Annotated in this window: 16 protein-coding genes; all 16 read left to right on the forward strand. The window is 52.1% G+C overall.

Features of this window, described 5'->3' with window-relative positions:
* The first annotated feature begins 181 nt into the window (after positions 1 to 181).
* The 16 genes from HQQ92_RS20105 (at position 182) to HQQ92_RS20180 (ending at position 15,539) form a co-directional block, all read left to right on the forward strand.
* Positions 182 to 1,930, forward strand: a complete 1,749-nt coding sequence (locus HQQ92_RS20105) for a retention module-containing protein (RefSeq protein ID WP_173247961.1) — start codon at positions 182 to 184, stop codon at positions 1,928 to 1,930.
* Positions 1,881 to 2,579, forward strand: coding sequence for a cadherin-like domain-containing protein (locus HQQ92_RS20110; RefSeq protein ID WP_173247963.1), 699 nt, complete (start codon positions 1,881 to 1,883; stop codon positions 2,577 to 2,579). The genes HQQ92_RS20105 and HQQ92_RS20110 overlap by 50 nt, the downstream gene beginning before the upstream one ends.
* On the forward strand, positions 2,530 to 3,228 hold the full coding sequence (locus tag HQQ92_RS20115; RefSeq protein WP_173247963.1) for a cadherin-like domain-containing protein: 699 nt from the start codon (positions 2,530 to 2,532) through the stop codon (positions 3,226 to 3,228). Before HQQ92_RS20110 ends, HQQ92_RS20115 begins: the two co-directional genes overlap by 50 nt.
* Complete coding sequence (locus HQQ92_RS20120) at positions 3,179 to 3,877, forward strand: cadherin-like domain-containing protein (protein ID WP_173247963.1); 699 nt, start codon at positions 3,179 to 3,181, stop codon at positions 3,875 to 3,877. The genes HQQ92_RS20115 and HQQ92_RS20120 overlap by 50 nt, the downstream gene beginning before the upstream one ends.
* Positions 3,828 to 4,202 carry an Ig-like domain-containing protein gene (locus tag HQQ92_RS20125; protein ID WP_173247965.1) on the forward strand — a complete coding sequence of 125 codons (375 nt, stop codon included), beginning with the start codon at positions 3,828 to 3,830 and terminating at the stop codon, positions 4,200 to 4,202. The genes HQQ92_RS20120 and HQQ92_RS20125 overlap by 50 nt, the downstream gene beginning before the upstream one ends.
* Complete coding sequence (locus HQQ92_RS20130; RefSeq protein WP_173247966.1) at positions 4,153 to 4,527, forward strand: Ig-like domain-containing protein; 375 nt, start codon at positions 4,153 to 4,155, stop codon at positions 4,525 to 4,527. The genes HQQ92_RS20125 and HQQ92_RS20130 overlap by 50 nt, the downstream gene beginning before the upstream one ends.
* Positions 4,478 to 4,852 (forward strand): Ig-like domain-containing protein, encoded by a 375-nt coding sequence (locus tag HQQ92_RS20135; protein WP_173247965.1) that lies wholly within the window; start codon positions 4,478 to 4,480, stop codon positions 4,850 to 4,852. Before HQQ92_RS20130 ends, HQQ92_RS20135 begins: the two co-directional genes overlap by 50 nt.
* The gene (locus HQQ92_RS20140; protein WP_173247965.1) at positions 4,803 to 5,177 is read left to right on the forward strand and encodes an Ig-like domain-containing protein; all 375 of its coding nucleotides are present in this window, start codon (positions 4,803 to 4,805) and stop codon (positions 5,175 to 5,177) included. Before HQQ92_RS20135 ends, HQQ92_RS20140 begins: the two co-directional genes overlap by 50 nt.
* Positions 5,128 to 6,150 carry a cadherin-like domain-containing protein gene (locus HQQ92_RS20145; RefSeq protein ID WP_173247968.1) on the forward strand — a complete coding sequence of 341 codons (1,023 nt, stop codon included), beginning with the start codon at positions 5,128 to 5,130 and terminating at the stop codon, positions 6,148 to 6,150. The genes HQQ92_RS20140 and HQQ92_RS20145 overlap by 50 nt, the downstream gene beginning before the upstream one ends.
* Positions 6,101 to 6,475, forward strand: a complete 375-nt coding sequence (locus tag HQQ92_RS20150; protein WP_173247965.1) for an Ig-like domain-containing protein — start codon at positions 6,101 to 6,103, stop codon at positions 6,473 to 6,475. The genes HQQ92_RS20145 and HQQ92_RS20150 overlap by 50 nt, the downstream gene beginning before the upstream one ends.
* Positions 6,426 to 7,124: a cadherin-like domain-containing protein gene (locus HQQ92_RS20155; protein ID WP_173247963.1), complete on the forward strand. Its 699-nt coding sequence runs from the start codon at positions 6,426 to 6,428 to the stop codon at positions 7,122 to 7,124. Before HQQ92_RS20150 ends, HQQ92_RS20155 begins: the two co-directional genes overlap by 50 nt.
* Entirely contained in the window at positions 7,075 to 7,404 is a 330-nt protein-coding gene (locus HQQ92_RS20160) for a cadherin-like domain-containing protein (protein ID WP_173247971.1), read from the forward strand. The genes HQQ92_RS20155 and HQQ92_RS20160 overlap by 50 nt, the downstream gene beginning before the upstream one ends.
* The gene (locus tag HQQ92_RS20165) at positions 7,401 to 7,775 is read left to right on the forward strand and encodes an Ig-like domain-containing protein (protein ID WP_173247965.1); all 375 of its coding nucleotides are present in this window, start codon (positions 7,401 to 7,403) and stop codon (positions 7,773 to 7,775) included. The genes HQQ92_RS20160 and HQQ92_RS20165 overlap by 4 nt, the downstream gene beginning before the upstream one ends.
* Positions 7,766 to 11,866: an Ig-like domain-containing protein gene (locus tag HQQ92_RS20170; protein ID WP_173247973.1), complete on the forward strand. Its 4,101-nt coding sequence runs from the start codon at positions 7,766 to 7,768 to the stop codon at positions 11,864 to 11,866. The genes HQQ92_RS20165 and HQQ92_RS20170 overlap by 10 nt, the downstream gene beginning before the upstream one ends.
* A gap of 116 nt (positions 11,867 to 11,982) precedes the next feature.
* Entirely contained in the window at positions 11,983 to 14,160 is a 2,178-nt protein-coding gene (locus HQQ92_RS20175) for a type I secretion system permease/ATPase (protein ID WP_105250446.1), read from the forward strand.
* Complete coding sequence (locus HQQ92_RS20180; protein WP_168825932.1) at positions 14,157 to 15,539, forward strand: HlyD family type I secretion periplasmic adaptor subunit; 1,383 nt, start codon at positions 14,157 to 14,159, stop codon at positions 15,537 to 15,539. The genes HQQ92_RS20175 and HQQ92_RS20180 overlap by 4 nt, the downstream gene beginning before the upstream one ends.
* The last annotated feature ends 21 nt before the right edge of the window (positions 15,540 to 15,560 follow it).

Genomic DNA, 15,560 nt, shown 5'->3' on the forward strand with positions numbered 1-15,560 from the left:
AATTGTCACTTTTGCGTATTAAGATCCGTAAAACCGCATAAGAACAGGCGACACAAGCGCGTCAAAAAATTGACTTAAGTCGTTTCGTTAGCTAAAATTCCACCACTTGTATCACAGTGCGACATATTTGTTGGACTTGTGCGTCTATGGATTAACACACTTTGGCTGTTGGGAGCTTACTATGGGATCGGTAATTACATCAAAGAAAGGTTTGCTTAAGTTAGTAAAAGGGCAAATCAATGTCGAAGTTGATGGTTCAAATCAACCCGCTAAGGATGGCGAACAACTCCCTAAAGGTGCTGTGCTCCATATTGGCGAAAACGCAACCTATGAAATTACCTTCGATGATGGCACTAAGCTATCAAATGAAGTCGCGCCCAGCGAAACTACTGCAGCAGCCTCTGGCACGGCTAACGAAGCAGCCCTAGATGAAATTCAAGCATTACAAGATCTTATTGCATCCGGTGAAGACCCAACTCAGAACCTACCAGAAACCGCAGCAGGTAACACACCAGGCAGTGATGGTAACTCGGGCTATGTCACTCTAGCCCGTAGCGGCACAGAAACCATTGCAGCTTCAGGCTACTCAACAAGCGGCCAAGCACTGACTGGAACGACGGTTAATATTCCACAATTCACCATTGCAGCAGACTCACCTTCAGCACTTGCTAATGACAGCAACACTTCCAATGAAGATACTGTAGCGACTGGCAATGTGCTCGATAACGACATTGATGTGGATTCAACTCTAAGTGTTGTGAGCTTCGAAATCAGCGGCACCACCTACGCAGCAGGCACAGAAGTGACTCTCGAAGGTGGTGTTTTAATTTTAAATATCGATGGTTCTTACACCTTCACGCCGAATGAAAACTGGAATGGCCAAGTACCTGTCATTACCTACACAACCAACACGGGCTCAACTGCAACGCTAACCATTAATATCAGCCCTGTCGATGATCCTTCCATCCTTGCAAATGACAGCGCCACAGTTGAAGAAGACACTGCAGCAACTGGCAATGTGCTTGATAATGATTCCGATATCGACAGCACCCTTTCCGTTGTCAGCTTCACCGTGAACGGCGATACTGTTACCGCCGGCACCACCGTTTCCCTAGAAGGCGGCAACTTAGTCATCAATGCCGATGGCTCTTACACCTTCACGCCGAATGCAAACTGGAATGGCCAAGTACCTGTAATTACCTACACCACTAACACTGGTTCAACGGCCACATTAACCATTAATGTGACCCCTGTCACCGATGGCTTCACCGATGCCGATGAAACCCTGACCGTGGCTGAAGACAGTGGCGTCACCAATGGCTCCTTGCTCACCGGCACCACCAGTGTCGATGGCCCGCTCAGCATTCAGAGCTTCAGCGTCGCCGGACAAACCGGTCCGTTCACCCTGGGCACCGCCTACGTGATCGCCGGCCAAGGCACCCTGACGGTCAATGCCAACGGCACCTACAGCTTTGAGCCCGCCGCCAACTGGAACGGCAACTTCCCGGTTGTCACCTACACCGTCACCGACGGCGTCAGCACGGACACTTCGACCTTGAACATCGGTGTGACCCCTGTCACCGATGGCTTCACCGATGCCGATGAAACCCTGACCGTGGCTGAGGACAGTGGCGTCACCAATGGCTCCTTGCTCACCGGCACCACCAGTGTCGATGGCCCGCTCAGCATTCAGAGCTTCAGCGTCGCCGGACAAACCGGTCCGTTCACCCTGGGCACCGCCTACGTGATCGCCGGCCAAGGCACCCTGACGGTCAATGCCAACGGCACCTACAGCTTTGAGCCCGCCGCCAACTGGAACGGCAACTTCCCCGGTTGTCACCTACACCGTCACCGACGGCGTCAGCACGGACACTTCGACCTTGAACATCGGTGTGACCCCTGTCACCGATGGCTTCACCGATGCCGATGAAACCCTGACCGTGGCTGAGGACAGTGGCGTCACCAATGGCTCCTTGCTCACCGGCACCACCAGTGTCGATGGCCCGCTCAGCATTCAGAGCTTCAGCGTCGCCGGACAAACCGGTCCGTTCACCCTGGGCACCGCCTACGTGATCGCCGGCCAAGGCACCCTGACGGTCAATGCCAACGGCACCTACAGCTTTGAGCCCGCCGCCAACTGGAACGGCAACTTCCCGGTTGTCACCTACACCGTCACCGACGGCGTCAGCACGGACACCTCGACCTTGAACATCGGTGTGACCCCTGTCACCGATGGCTTCACCGATGCCGATGAAACCCTGACCGTGGCTGAAGACAGTGGCGTCACCAATGGCTCCTTGCTCACCGGCACCACCAGTGTCGATGGCCCGCTCAGCATTCAGAGCTTCAGCGTCGCCGGACAAACCGGTCCGTTCACCCTGGGCACCGCCTACGTGATCGCCGGCCAAGGCACCCTGACGGTCAATGCCAACGGCACCTACAGCTTTGAGCCCGCCGCCAACTGGAACGGCAACTTCCCCGGTTGTCACCTACACCGTCACCGACGGCGTCAGCACGGACACTTCGACCTTGAACATCGGTGTGACCCCTGTCACCGATGGCTTCACCGATGCCGATGAAACCCTGACCGTGGCTGAGGACAGTGGCGTCACCAATGGCTCCTTGCTCACCGGCACCACCAGTGTCGATGGCCCGCTCAGCATTCAGAGCTTCAGCGTCGCCGGACAAACCGGTCCGTTCACCCTGGGCACCGCCTACGTGATCGCCGGCCAAGGCACCCTGACGGTCAATGCCAACGGCACCTACAGCTTTGAGCCCGCCGCCAACTGGAACGGCAACTTCCCGGTTGTCACCTACACCGTCACCGACGGCGTCAGCACGGACACTTCGACCTTGAACATCGGTGTGACCCCTGTCACCGATGGCTTCACCGATGCCGATGAAACCCTGACCGTGGCTGAGGACAGTGGCGTCACCAATGGCTCCTTGCTCACCGGCACCACCAGTGTCGATGGCCCGCTCAGCATTCAGAGCTTCAGCGTCGCCGGACAAACCGGTCCGTTCACCCTGGGCACCGCCTACGTGATCGCCGGCCAAGGCACCCTGACGGTCAATGCCAACGGCACCTACAGCTTTGAGCCCGCCGCCAACTGGAACGGCAACTTCCCCGGTTGTCACCTACACCGTCACCGACGGCGTCAGCACGGACACTTCGACCTTGAACATCGGTGTGACCCCTGTCACCGATGGCTTCACCGATGCCGATGAAACCCTGACCGTGGCTGAGGACAGTGGCGTCACCAATGGCTCCTTGCTCACCGGCACCACCAGTGTCGATGGCCCGCTCAGCATTCAGAGCTTCAGCGTCGCCGGACAAACCGGTCCGTTCACCCTGGGCACCGCCTACGTGATCGCCGGCCAAGGCACCCTGACGGTCAATGCCAACGGCACCTACAGCTTTGAGCCCGCCGCCAACTGGAACGGCAACTTCCCGGTTGTCACCTACACCGTCACCGACGGCGTCAGCACGGACACTTCGACCTTGAACATCGGTGTGACCCCTGTCACCGATGGCTTCACCGATGCCGATGAAACCCTGACCGTGGCTGAGGACAGTGGCGTCACCAATGGCTCCTTGCTCACCGGCACCACCAGTGTCGATGGCCCGCTCAGCATTCAGAGCTTCAGCGTCGCCGGACAAACCGGTCCGTTCACCCTGGGCACCGCCTACGTGATCGCCGGCCAAGGCACCCTGACGGTCAATGCCAACGGCACCTACAGCTTTGAGCCCGCCGCCAACTGGAACGGCAACTTCCCCGGTTGTCACCTACACCGTCACCGACGGCGTCAGCACGGACACTTCGACCTTGAACATCGGTGTGACCCCTGTCACCGATGGCTTCACCGATGCCGATGAAACCCTGACCGTGGCTGAAGACAGTGGCGTCACCAATGGCTCCTTGCTCACCGGCACCACCAGTGTCGATGGCCCGCTCAGCATTCAGAGCTTCAGCGTCGCCGGACAAACCGGTCCGTTCACCCTGGGCACCGCCTACGTGATCGCCGGCCAAGGCACCCTGACGGTCAATGCCAACGGCACCTACAGCTTTGAGCCCGCCGCCAACTGGAACGGCAACTTCCCCGGTTGTCACCTACACCGTCACCGACGGCGTCAGCACGGACACTTCGACCTTGAACATCGGTGTGACCCCTGTCACCGATGGCTTCACCGATGCCGATGAAACCCTGACCGTGGCTGAGGACAGTGGCGTCACCAATGGCTCCTTGCTCACCGGCACCACCAGTGTCGATGGCCCGCTCAGCATTCAGAGCTTCAGCGTCGCCGGACAAACCGGTCCGTTCACCCTGGGCACCGCCTACGTGATCGCCGGCCAAGGCACCCTGACGGTCAATGCCAGCGGCACCTACAGCTTTGAGCCCGCCGCCAACTGGAACGGCAACTTCCCCGGTTGTCACCTACACCGTCACCGACGGCGTCAGCACGGACACTTCGACCTTGAACATCGGTGTGACCCCTGTCACCGATGGCTTCACCGATGCCGATGAAACCCTGACCGTGGCTGAAGACAGTGGCGTCACCAATGGCTCCTTGCTCACCGGCACCACCAGTGTCGATGGCCCGCTCAGCATTCAGAGCTTCAGCGTCGCCGGACAAACCGGTCCGTTCACCCTGGGCACCGCCTACGTGATCGCCGGCCAAGGCACCCTGACGGTCAATGCCAACGGCACCTACAGCTTTGAGCCCGCCGCCAACTGGAACGGCAACTTCCCCGGTTGTCACCTACACCGTCACCGACGGCGTCAGCACGGACACTTCGACCTTGAACATCGGTGTGACCCCTGTCACCGATGGCTTCACCGATGCCGATGAAACCCTGACCGTGGCTGAGGACAGTGGCGTCACCAATGGCTCCTTGCTCACCGGCACCACCAGTGTCGATGGCCCGCTCAGCATTCAGAGCTTCAGCGTCGCCGGACAAACCGGTCCGTTCACCCTGGGCACCGCCTACGTGATCGCCGGCCAAGGCACCCTGACGGTCAATGCCAACGGCACCTACAGCTTTGAGCCCGCCGCCAACTGGAACGGCAACTTCCCCGGTTGTCACCTACACCGTCACCGACGGCGTCAGCACGGACACTTCGACCTTGAACATCGGTGTGACCCCTGTCACCGATGGCTTCACCGATGCCGATGAAACCCTGACCGTGGCTGAGGACAGTGGCGTCACCAATGGCTCCTTGCTCACCGGCACCACCAGTGTCGATGGCCCGCTCAGCATTCAGAGCTTCAGCGTCGCCGGACAAACCGGTCCGTTCACCACAGGCACCGCCTACGTGATCGCCGGCCAAGGCACCCTGACGGTCAATGCCAACGGCACCTACAGCTTTGAGCCCGCCGCCAACTGGAACGGCAACTTCCCGGTTGTCACCTACACCGTCACCGACGGCGTCAGCACGGACACTTCGACCTTGAACATCGGTGTGACCCCTGTCACCGATGGCTTCACCGATGCCGATGAAACCCTGACCGTGGCTGAGGACAGTGGCGTCACCAATGGCTCCTTGCTCACCGGCACCACCAGTGTCGATGGCCCGCTCAGCATTCAGAGCTTCAGCGTCGCCGGACAAACCGGTCCGTTCACCCTGGGCACCGCCTACGTGATCGCCGGCCAAGGCACCCTGACGGTCAATGCCAACGGCACCTACAGCTTTGAGCCCGCCGCCAACTGGAACGGCAACTTCCCGGTTGTCACCTACACCGTCACCGACGGCGTCAGCACGGACACCTCGACCTTGAACATCGGTGTGACCCCTGTCACCGATGGCTTCACCGATGCCGATGAAACCCTGACCGTGGCTGAAGACAGTGGCGTCACCAATGGCTCCTTGCTCACCGGCACCACCAGTGTCGATGGCCCGCTCAGCATTCAGAGCTTCAGCGTCGCCGGACAAACCGGTCCGTTCACCCTGGGCACCGCCTACGTGATCGCCGGCCAAGGCACCCTGACGGTCAATGCCAGCGGCACCTACAGCTTTGAGCCCGCCGCCAACTGGAACGGCAACTTCCCCGGTTGTCACCTACACCGTCACCGACGGCGTCAGCACGGACACTTCGACCTTGAACATCGGTGTGACCCCTGTCACCGATGGCTTCACCGATGCCGATGAAACCCTGACCGTGGCTGAGGACAGTGGCGTCACCAATGGCTCCTTGCTCACCGGCACCACCAGTGTCGATGGCCCGCTCAGCATTCAGAGCTTCAGCGTCGCCGGACAAACCGGTCCGTTCACCCTGGGCACCGCCTACGTGATCGCCGGCCAAGGCACCCTGACGGTCAATGCCAACGGCACCTACAGCTTTGAGCCCGCCGCCAACTGGAACGGCAACTTCCCCGGTTGTCACCTACACCGTCACCGACGGCGTCAGCACGGACACTTCGACCTTGAACATCGGTGTGACCCCTGTCACCGATGGCTTCACCGATGCCGATGAAACCCTGACCGTGGCTGAGGACAGTGGCGTCACCAATGGCTCCTTGCTCACCGGCACCACCAGTGTCGATGGCCCGCTCAGCATTCAGAGCTTCAGCGTCGCCGGACAAACCGGTCCGTTCACCCTGGGCACCGCCTACGTGATCGCCGGCCAAGGCACCCTGACGGTCAATGCCAACGGCACCTACAGCTTTGAGCCCGCCGCCAACTGGAACGGCAACTTCCCGGTTGTCACCTACACCGTCACCGACGGCGTCAGCACGGACACTTCGACCTTGAACATCGGTGTGACCCCTGTCACCGATGGCTTCACCGATGCCGATGAAACCCTGACCGTGGCTGAGGACAGTGGCGTCACCAATGGCTCCTTGCTCACCGGCACCACCAGTGTCGATGGCCCGCTCAGCATTCAGAGCTTCAGCGTCGCCGGACAAACCGGTCCGTTCACCCTGGGCACCGCCTACGTGATCGCCGGCCAAGGCACCCTGACGGTCAATGCCAACGGCACCTACAGCTTTGAGCCCGCCGCCAACTGGAACGGCAACTTCCCCGGTTGTCACCTACACCGTCACCGACGGCGTCAGCACGGACACTTCGACCTTGAACATCGGTGTGACCCCTGTCACCGATGGCTTCACCGATGCCGATGAAACCCTGACCGTGGCTGAGGACAGTGGCGTCACCAATGGCTCCTTGCTCACCGGCACCACCAGTGTCGATGGCCCGCTCAGCATTCAGAGCTTCAGCGTCGCCGGACAAACCGGTCCGTTCACCCTGGGCACCGCCTACGTGATCGCCGGCCAAGGCACCCTGACGGTCAATGCCAACGGCACCTACAGCTTTGAGCCCGCCGCCAACTGGAACGGCAACTTCCCCGGGTTGTCACCTACACCGTCACCGACGGCGTCAGCACGGACACTTCGACCTTGAACATCGGTGTGACCCCTGTCACCGATGGCTTCACCGATGCCGATGAAACCCTGACCGTGGCTGAGGACAGTGGCGTCACCAATGGCTCCTTGCTCACCGGCACCACCAGTGTCGATGGCCCGCTCAGCATTCAGAGCTTCAGCGTCGCCGGACAAACCGGTCCGTTCACCCTGGGCACCGCCTACGTGATCGCCGGCCAAGGCACCCTGACGGTCAATGCCAACGGCACCTACAGCTTTGAGCCCGCCGCCAACTGGAACGGCAACTTCCCCGGTTGTCACCTACACCGTCACCGACGGCGTCAGCACGGACACTTCGACCTTGAACATCGGTGTGACCCCTGTCACCGATGGCTTCACCGATGCCGATGAAACCCCTGACCGTGGCTGAGGACAGTGGCGTCACCAATGGCTCCTTGCTCACCGGCACCACCAGTGTCGATGGCCCGCTCAGCATTCAGAGCTTCAGCGTCGCCGGACAAACCGGTCCGTTCACCCTGGGCACCGCCTACGTGATCGCCGGCCAAGGCACCCTGACGGTCAATGCCAACGGCACCTACAGCTTTGAGCCCGCCGCCAACTGGAACGGCAACTTCCCGGTTGTCACCTACACCGTCACCGACGGCGTCAGCACGGACACCTCGACCTTGACTATCACGGTCACGCCAGATAATGACGGAGTTTCTTTAGGTGGTCTCAACGTCCAAGATGGTGAGCTAACAGTTAACGAAGCTAACCTTTCAACGGGTTCAGCGCCTAATAGCAATGCGCTGACTCAGACTGGTAACTTTAGTTTTACCTCTGTTGATGGATTAGCCTCTATCACCATCAAAGGACAAAGCTTTAATTTGGCGGCATTACTGGCACTAAGCCCCAATACTGCGGTAAATATTACAACTCCTTATGGTGTCTTAACACTGACTGGTTTCACAGGCGATGCAAGCGGTGGCTCCATCAGCTACAGCTACACCTTAAATAATAATGTCGACAATGACTCTCCCCCTGCAACTAACACTAGTTATTTAGATAGCTTTGCTGTAACCGTTGTGGATCAGGATGGTAGCCAAGCAAATGGCAGCCTTGATGTGAAGATTGTTGATGATGTCCCTAATGCCAAAAACGATACAGGCAGTGTCGATGTTATCGTGGATAGTTTTATCGTATCTGGCGTTGTGGCAAATTGGACATCATGGACAAATGGCACAAGCGTAACCAGGTTCGATGGTACAACTAGTCCTAATGGTGGTGGGACGGATAATGACAGTGGTTTAGATCAGATCAGATGGGGAAATCCAACTAATACCTATCAATCTGGCTATGGTTTTATTGATAATGACAGTGCATTAAATGGTCAGTTCTCATTAAACCAAGATATCATTTTAGGTACTTTTACCCACTATAATTTCCCAGTCTCTTCAGGAGGAGCAATTACCAAAGCAAGCATGGATGTCACTTTCTCGGTTACTGATGCCTATGGGGTAGTCACACCAGTGACCCTTAAAGTCAACTTTGAACACAATGAAACGCCTAACACCAACGATCCTGAAGCATCAAAGGATATTATTAAAGTCAGCAATACGAATGTAACCTTTGAATATCAGGGGGCAATTTATACTCTGCAGGTAATTGGTTTTAGAGATCCAATTACTAATCAAGTTGTGACTGAAATTAGAACGTCTGAAAATGATGCAAGTAGCTATGAACTAGTTGTTCGTGTAGTAGCTGGTAATGGTTATGAATTACCCTCAACTACTGGCAATGTGTTAGCTAATGACATAATCAGTGCTGGTGCTGATGATGATATCACGGTAATTGGTGCCGCAGCTGGCAACCAAACAGGTTCAGGTACCTCTGGCAACCTAGGAACCATTATCCCAGGGCAATATGGCACATTAATCATCTTCGCCAATGGTAGTTACACTTATACAGTAACAGCCAACGCCTCTGCGATTCCTGCTAATGCAACGGAAACCTTTACGTACACCATGCAAGATGCTGATGGTGATAAATCCAGTGCATTACTGACTCTTAATGTAAATACCGTTAATGCAAATACGCTGAAAGCGGCTCAAGATCAAGATAGTGGTCCTGAAGATACTACTGTAATCGGTAATGTGCTGGATAATGATGGCAATAAAAATACGTCAGTAACCCATTTCACTGTTGCTAACAATGCCGCTCAGCATGCCGCTGGTAGTAAAATCACCTTGGCAGAGGGCGAACTGACTCTCAATGCAGATGGTAGCTATACCTTCAAACCTGCCGCTGATTGGAATGGTCAAGTCCCAGTGGTTACCTACACCACCAATACGGGAGCAACAAACACGCTAACCATCAAGGTAACGCCTGTTGATGATCCAACGGTAACTCAGGCAGATAGCAAAACCATTTCTGAGGATGCCTTAGCTAATGGTAACGTGTTGGAAAATGATACGGATGTTGATAGCACATTATCCATTACCAGCTTCCAGGTGAATGGCACAACCTATAATGCCGGTAATGCTTGGTATCAATTACCTGAAGGCAAGCTGCAATTGAAGGCAAATGGTGAATACAGCTTTGATCCAAAAGATCACTGGAGCGGTTCATTGCCTGAAATCACCTACACCACTAATACAGGTGCCACAAGTACATTGAATATCACTGTTAAAGCAGTAGCAGATGTACCTAACCTGACAATTAATGGGTACACCTCTGTTGCTGCTATCAACTTTGAAGATGCCAAATTCTCTGGCAGTTGGGATGGTGTTAAGGCAAATGACATTAAGGGCCTAAATACTATCGGCACTTGGCATACCAGCAATAAAGGTGGCCAAGTTGAGATTGGTTATGAAAGTGTCTACGTCTCTGGTGGCTCCAATAGCAATAAAGTCATGGAAATTGAGTTCAATGGTGGCGATAAAACCTTATATACCGATATTCAAGCGGATGCTGGTCGATTCTACGAACTCGGATTTGATATTGCGGCCCGCTCAGGTAGCGTAAATACCTCTGGACTGACGATTAAGCTTATTCCGCTAGATGCTCAAGGCAACCCATTAAATGCTCAAGCCATAACGCTATACGATTTCGATCCAACGAATGCTAATTGGTTAAGAGATCAAAAGATCACCTTACCTATTGATCACTCAGGTAAATATCGTTTGCAGTTTGAAGGAGATAATGGGGACTCATACGGTGCCTTGTTGGATAACTTAGCGTTTAAAGTGGTAGACAATATGGGCTATCGCGGTGAGTTTATTAAACTCAGCAATATTTCGTCGTCGCTCAAAGATACAGATACTTCAGAAACACTGAATCTTAAGCTGCAAGGCTTACCTGAAGGCGCAGTGCTGAAAGATGCTGCGGGCAACGAAGCTACCGTAGGTGTTGATGGCACTGTAGATATCAGCAACTGGGATAAATCCAGCCTACAGATTAAAGTCACTAGCCATGGCAACTTCACCATCACTGTGGTGGCTACGGCGACTGAAACCAGTAATCAGGACACAGCGCAGAGCACTGCGGACTTCCAAGTCACCGTTCTGCACCCCAACAATGTTGTCGGTGGTCAAAGTGTTGATTCATTCATCATGACCGATTGGATCAATAATACAGCTCAATTTGCCGTTAATTTAGGAGGATACGGTACTGTCGCTTCATCATCCAAGACTCAGTACATTGCTAAAGATACTGAGCTGCTGATTAATGCTGGCAATAGTAATGATTACATCGACCTTGGTGTTTCTACTGCTAACAATATTGTGAACACAGGCAGTTCTTTGCCAAACCTAAATAACCCTGTAGTCACTCAGGCAGAGATCCTTAGTAGCAAATTTATGGCTCAGGATGATATCACCACCGATGCAGGTACATTGATGGCTGATGTGCTGCAGCCACTGCAACCAAAAACTGACACTGTTAACCTTGGTAGCGGTGATGATACAGTCTATGGTGATCAAGGTAGTCAACTTGTCTACGGTGGTAGCGGTGATGACTTACTGATTGGCGGCGAAGGTATTGATGGCTTACGCGGCGGTGACGGCAACGACACTCTGATTGGAGGCCTTGGTAATGACGTCCTGCGTGGTGATAGCGGCGCTGACACCTTCGTATGGCGCTATGCAGAAACGGGTATAGACCATATTACAGACTTTAACGTGAATGAGGACAAATTGGATCTGAGTGACTTGCTCCAAGGTGTAAATAGTAACGACCTAAATGACTATTTAAGCTTTAGCTTTGATGACGGCTCAACTTCAATAACCATTGATACAGATGGTAACGGACCAAACTCGGTAACCCAGTTGATTATTCTTGATGGAGTGGATTTATCTAGAGAGTATGGTGTGACCAGCGATGTTGGTATTATTAATGGCTTACTCGGTACCAATGGTAATGGCCCGTTAATTGTTGATACTCAGCCAATTGTTGTAGACCCTGAGCTCAAGCATGAACCATTGAAAACTACAGAACTATTCTAGAAATAAAATTGTGAACAATTTAGTTTTAATAACTAATTGGATGGCCTATAGAAATATAGGCCATCATGACCGATACTTGCCATAACCATATAAAAATCCAAAGGATAAGTAATTAGGTGTCTGCTGCAGCTTCTGAAAAAATTGATCAATGGACCATTTCAGCCTCACAAAGAGTGTTAGTGGATCCTTTGCTGGATTGTTTAGTGTTACTCACTGAGCATTTTGGCAATCCGTGCTCGAGCGATTCGCTTGCGGCAGGTTTACCCTTGTCAGGTACCGTGTTATCACCCGACTTATTGCCTCAGGCGGCTTCAAGAGCGGGTCTAGCGGCTAAGCTATCTCGAAAAGGCTTAAACGAAGTATCACCTATATTGCTCCCCTGTATTTTATTATTAAAAGACAAAAAAGCCTGTATATTGCGAGAACTTGATGTTGCATCAGATAAAGCAATTATTCAATTACCCGAGACGGGCGGTGAAGAAACACTGACAATTGAGTCGCTCGAAGCCTTATATGTGGGATATTTATTCTTAGTCAAACAAGAATACCGTGGCGACATGGGCTTCGATGTTTATCTACACGATAATAAAACCCACTGGTTAGTCCAAACCCTCAAAGATTCAGCACCCATTTATCGTGATGCATTAATCGCTTCTGTATTGGTGAATTTATTCGCCTTAGTTTCACCGTTATTTATTATGAATGTGTATGACAAAGTCGTCCCAAACCTCGCCTTTGAATCCCTTTGGGTTTTAGCGATTGGTGCGGCGATTGCTTATATGTTCGATCTTATCATGCGGCAACTTAGAAGTTACCTCATCGATGTTGCAGGAAAAAAAGTAGATATTATTGTCTCATCACGCTTATTTGCTAAAGCAATTGGTATTCCGCTAGAAAAACGTTCTCCTAGTATCGGCGGCATGGCGAAACAGTTAGGTGAATTCGATAATATTCGTGAAATTTTAACTTCGGCAACGATCACAACTTTAGTCGATCTCCCTTTCGCGATATTTTTCTTAATTATTATTTTTATTGTCGCTGGTGATCTCGCTATAGTTCCAGTCATTGGCGGCATAATCATTATTGGCTTCACGCTTTATATTCAACCTAAACTCAAAGCGGCAATCGAAGAAGGCAATAAATTTTCAAGCTTAAAACATGGGCATTTAATCGAGAGCTTATCAGCGCTAGAGTCAATTAAAGCTAATGGTGCTGAAGGAATTGTGCAAAAAAGCTGGCAACAGATGATAGGCCACAGTGCAAACTGGCAATTAAGGTCAAAAAAGCTCTCCAACTCAGTATCGAACGTAGCGAACTTTACGGTGCAATTTACCGTTGTCTGCGTGGTGATTTTGGGCGTTTATCGTGTGGCTGATAATGCGATATCTATGGGCGGAATTATTGCTGCGGTCATGCTATCGAGCCGCGCCATTTCACCTATGGCACAACTTGCAGGCCTGATGACGAGAGCAAACCACACAGCTAGTGCACTACGCCAACTGAATGAAATCATGACTCAAGAAGATGAGTTTGAAAATAAAGGACATTTAGTTAGCAAACAAAGACTCATAGGCAAGATCAATGCTGATCATGTCGGTTTTAGTTATCCCGGTTCTGAAAAGCCTGTGTTGCATCCGATGTCGCTGACGATTAATCCTGGCGAACGCATTGCCATTATCGGTCGAAATGGTTCAGGTAAAAGTACGCTCGCTAAGCTACTGGTTGGGCTATTTCAACCCACGGCAGGAAGCTTGCGCTACGACGGTTTAGACTCAGCACAGATTCATCCAAGTGATTTACGTCGTAATTTTGGCTACTTACCCCAAGATGTCACCCTATTCCATGGTTCTATTCGCGACAATATTTTATTTGGTACACGTCAAGTCACTGAACATCAACTCATCCGCGCGGTACAGCTTTCTGGTGTGAGTCAATTCACCAACCTAGAAGCAGAAGGCCTAGACCAACAGGTCGGCGAAGGTGGCATGTCACTCAGTCGCGGACAAAGACAAACCGTCGCTCTTGCTCGAGCCACACTGAATGATCCCCCAGTGTTACTGATGGATGAGCCTACGGCGAGTTTAGATGCTCGCGCTGAACAACAATTTATTCGTTCAATGCAAAATGTCAGCAAAGATAGAACGTTAATTCTTATTACCCACAAGATGCATTTATTGCAACTCGTCGACCGCATTATTGTACTTGAACGCGGCCATGTGGTTGCCGATGGACCTAAAGCAGAAGTGCTAGAAAAACTCAATTTTGGCCTAGTGAACGGAGAGGCTAAGAGATGAGTAAACATCTAACAACAAACGACTTAGACATGGTTGATGATGTCTATGGCGCCATGATGACAGACGCTCCCAGCGGACACAGATTAATCATATGGGCACTTGCTGCTATGGTAGTGTGTTTTTTACTGTGGGCGGGGTTTGCTCAATTAGATAAGGTTACGACTGGAACGGGAAAAGTGATTCCTTCATCACAAGTTCAAGTGATCCAAAGTCTAGATGGCGGCATAATGCAAGAACTCTACGTTCAAGAAGGTGAGATAGTCACAAAAGGGCAGCCTTTAGTGCGTATTGATGATACCCGCTTTCGCTCCGACTTTGCTCAACAAGAGCAAGAGGTTTATGGCTTAAAAACCAATGCTATCCGTATGCGCGCCGAACTCGACAGCATTCTAATATCAGACATGACCTCTGATTGGCGTGAGCAAGTGCTAATCACTAAAGAAGCATTGATATTCCCTGAAGCTATCATTGCTGCGGAACCCGCCTTAGTGAAAAGACAACAAGAGGAATACAACGGGCGCTTAGATAACTTAAGTAACCAACTTGAGATCCTCGTACGTCAAATTCAACAAAGACAGCAAGAAATTGATGATCTCGCCTCTAAAACAACGACATTAACGACGAGCATGCAGCTAATATCCCGCGAGCTTGAACTCACTCGACCTTTAGCCAAAAAAGGTATTGTTCCTGAAGTTGAGTTACTCAAACTCGAACGCACGGTAAACGACTTGCAAGGTGAATTGAATTCAATGCGTTTACTCCGCCCTAAAGTAAAAGCGGCATTAGATGAGGCTATCTTAAAACGCCGTGAAGCTGTATTTGTTTACGCTGCAGAGCTGCGCGCGCAGCTCAATGAAACTCAAACCCGCCTCTCTCGCATGAATGAAGCACAAGTTGGCGCGCAAGATAAAGTCAGTAAGGCGATTATCACCTCCCCTGTTAATGGCACCATTAAAACCACACATATCAATACACTGGGTGGTGTAGTGCAACCTGGGATCGATATTATCGAAATAGTACCGTCGGAAGATCAACTGCTGATAGAAACTAAAATCTTGCCTAAAGATATCGCTTTCTTACATCCAGGATTACCCGCCGTAGTAAAAATTACCGCCTATGATTTTACCCGCTATGGCGGCCTTAAAGGAACTGTCGAACATATTAGTGCCGACACTTCTCAAGATGAAGAAGGCAATAGCTACTATCTCATCAGAGTTAGGACTGCAGAATCTAGTTTAACCAAAAACGATGGCACACAGATGCCAATTATTCCGGGAATGTTAACTTCAGTTGACGTTATCACGGGGCAAAGATCCATACTTGAGTACATTTTAAATCCAATTTTAAGGGCTAAGGACACAGCGCTCAGAGAGCACTAAGCCTTTTTTTATAAACCGGGA

Origin of the sequence: Shewanella sp. DC2-4, assembly GCF_013248875.1 — a bacterium.
GTDB classification, from domain to species: domain Bacteria; phylum Pseudomonadota; class Gammaproteobacteria; order Enterobacterales; family Shewanellaceae; genus Shewanella; species Shewanella oncorhynchi.

What these genes read in the sequence shown, in the direction of transcription:
- HQQ92_RS20105 (WP_173247961.1), top strand. Translation starts at nt 182, where the DNA reads ATGGGATCGGTAATTACATCAAAGAAAGGTTTGCTTAAGTTAGTAAAA.
- HQQ92_RS20170 (WP_173247973.1), top strand. Translation starts at nt 7,766, where the DNA reads ATGCCGATGAAACCCCTGACCGTGGCTGAGGACAGTGGCGTCACCAAT.
- HQQ92_RS20180 (WP_168825932.1), top strand. Translation starts at nt 14,157, where the DNA reads ATGAGTAAACATCTAACAACAAACGACTTAGACATGGTTGATGATGTC.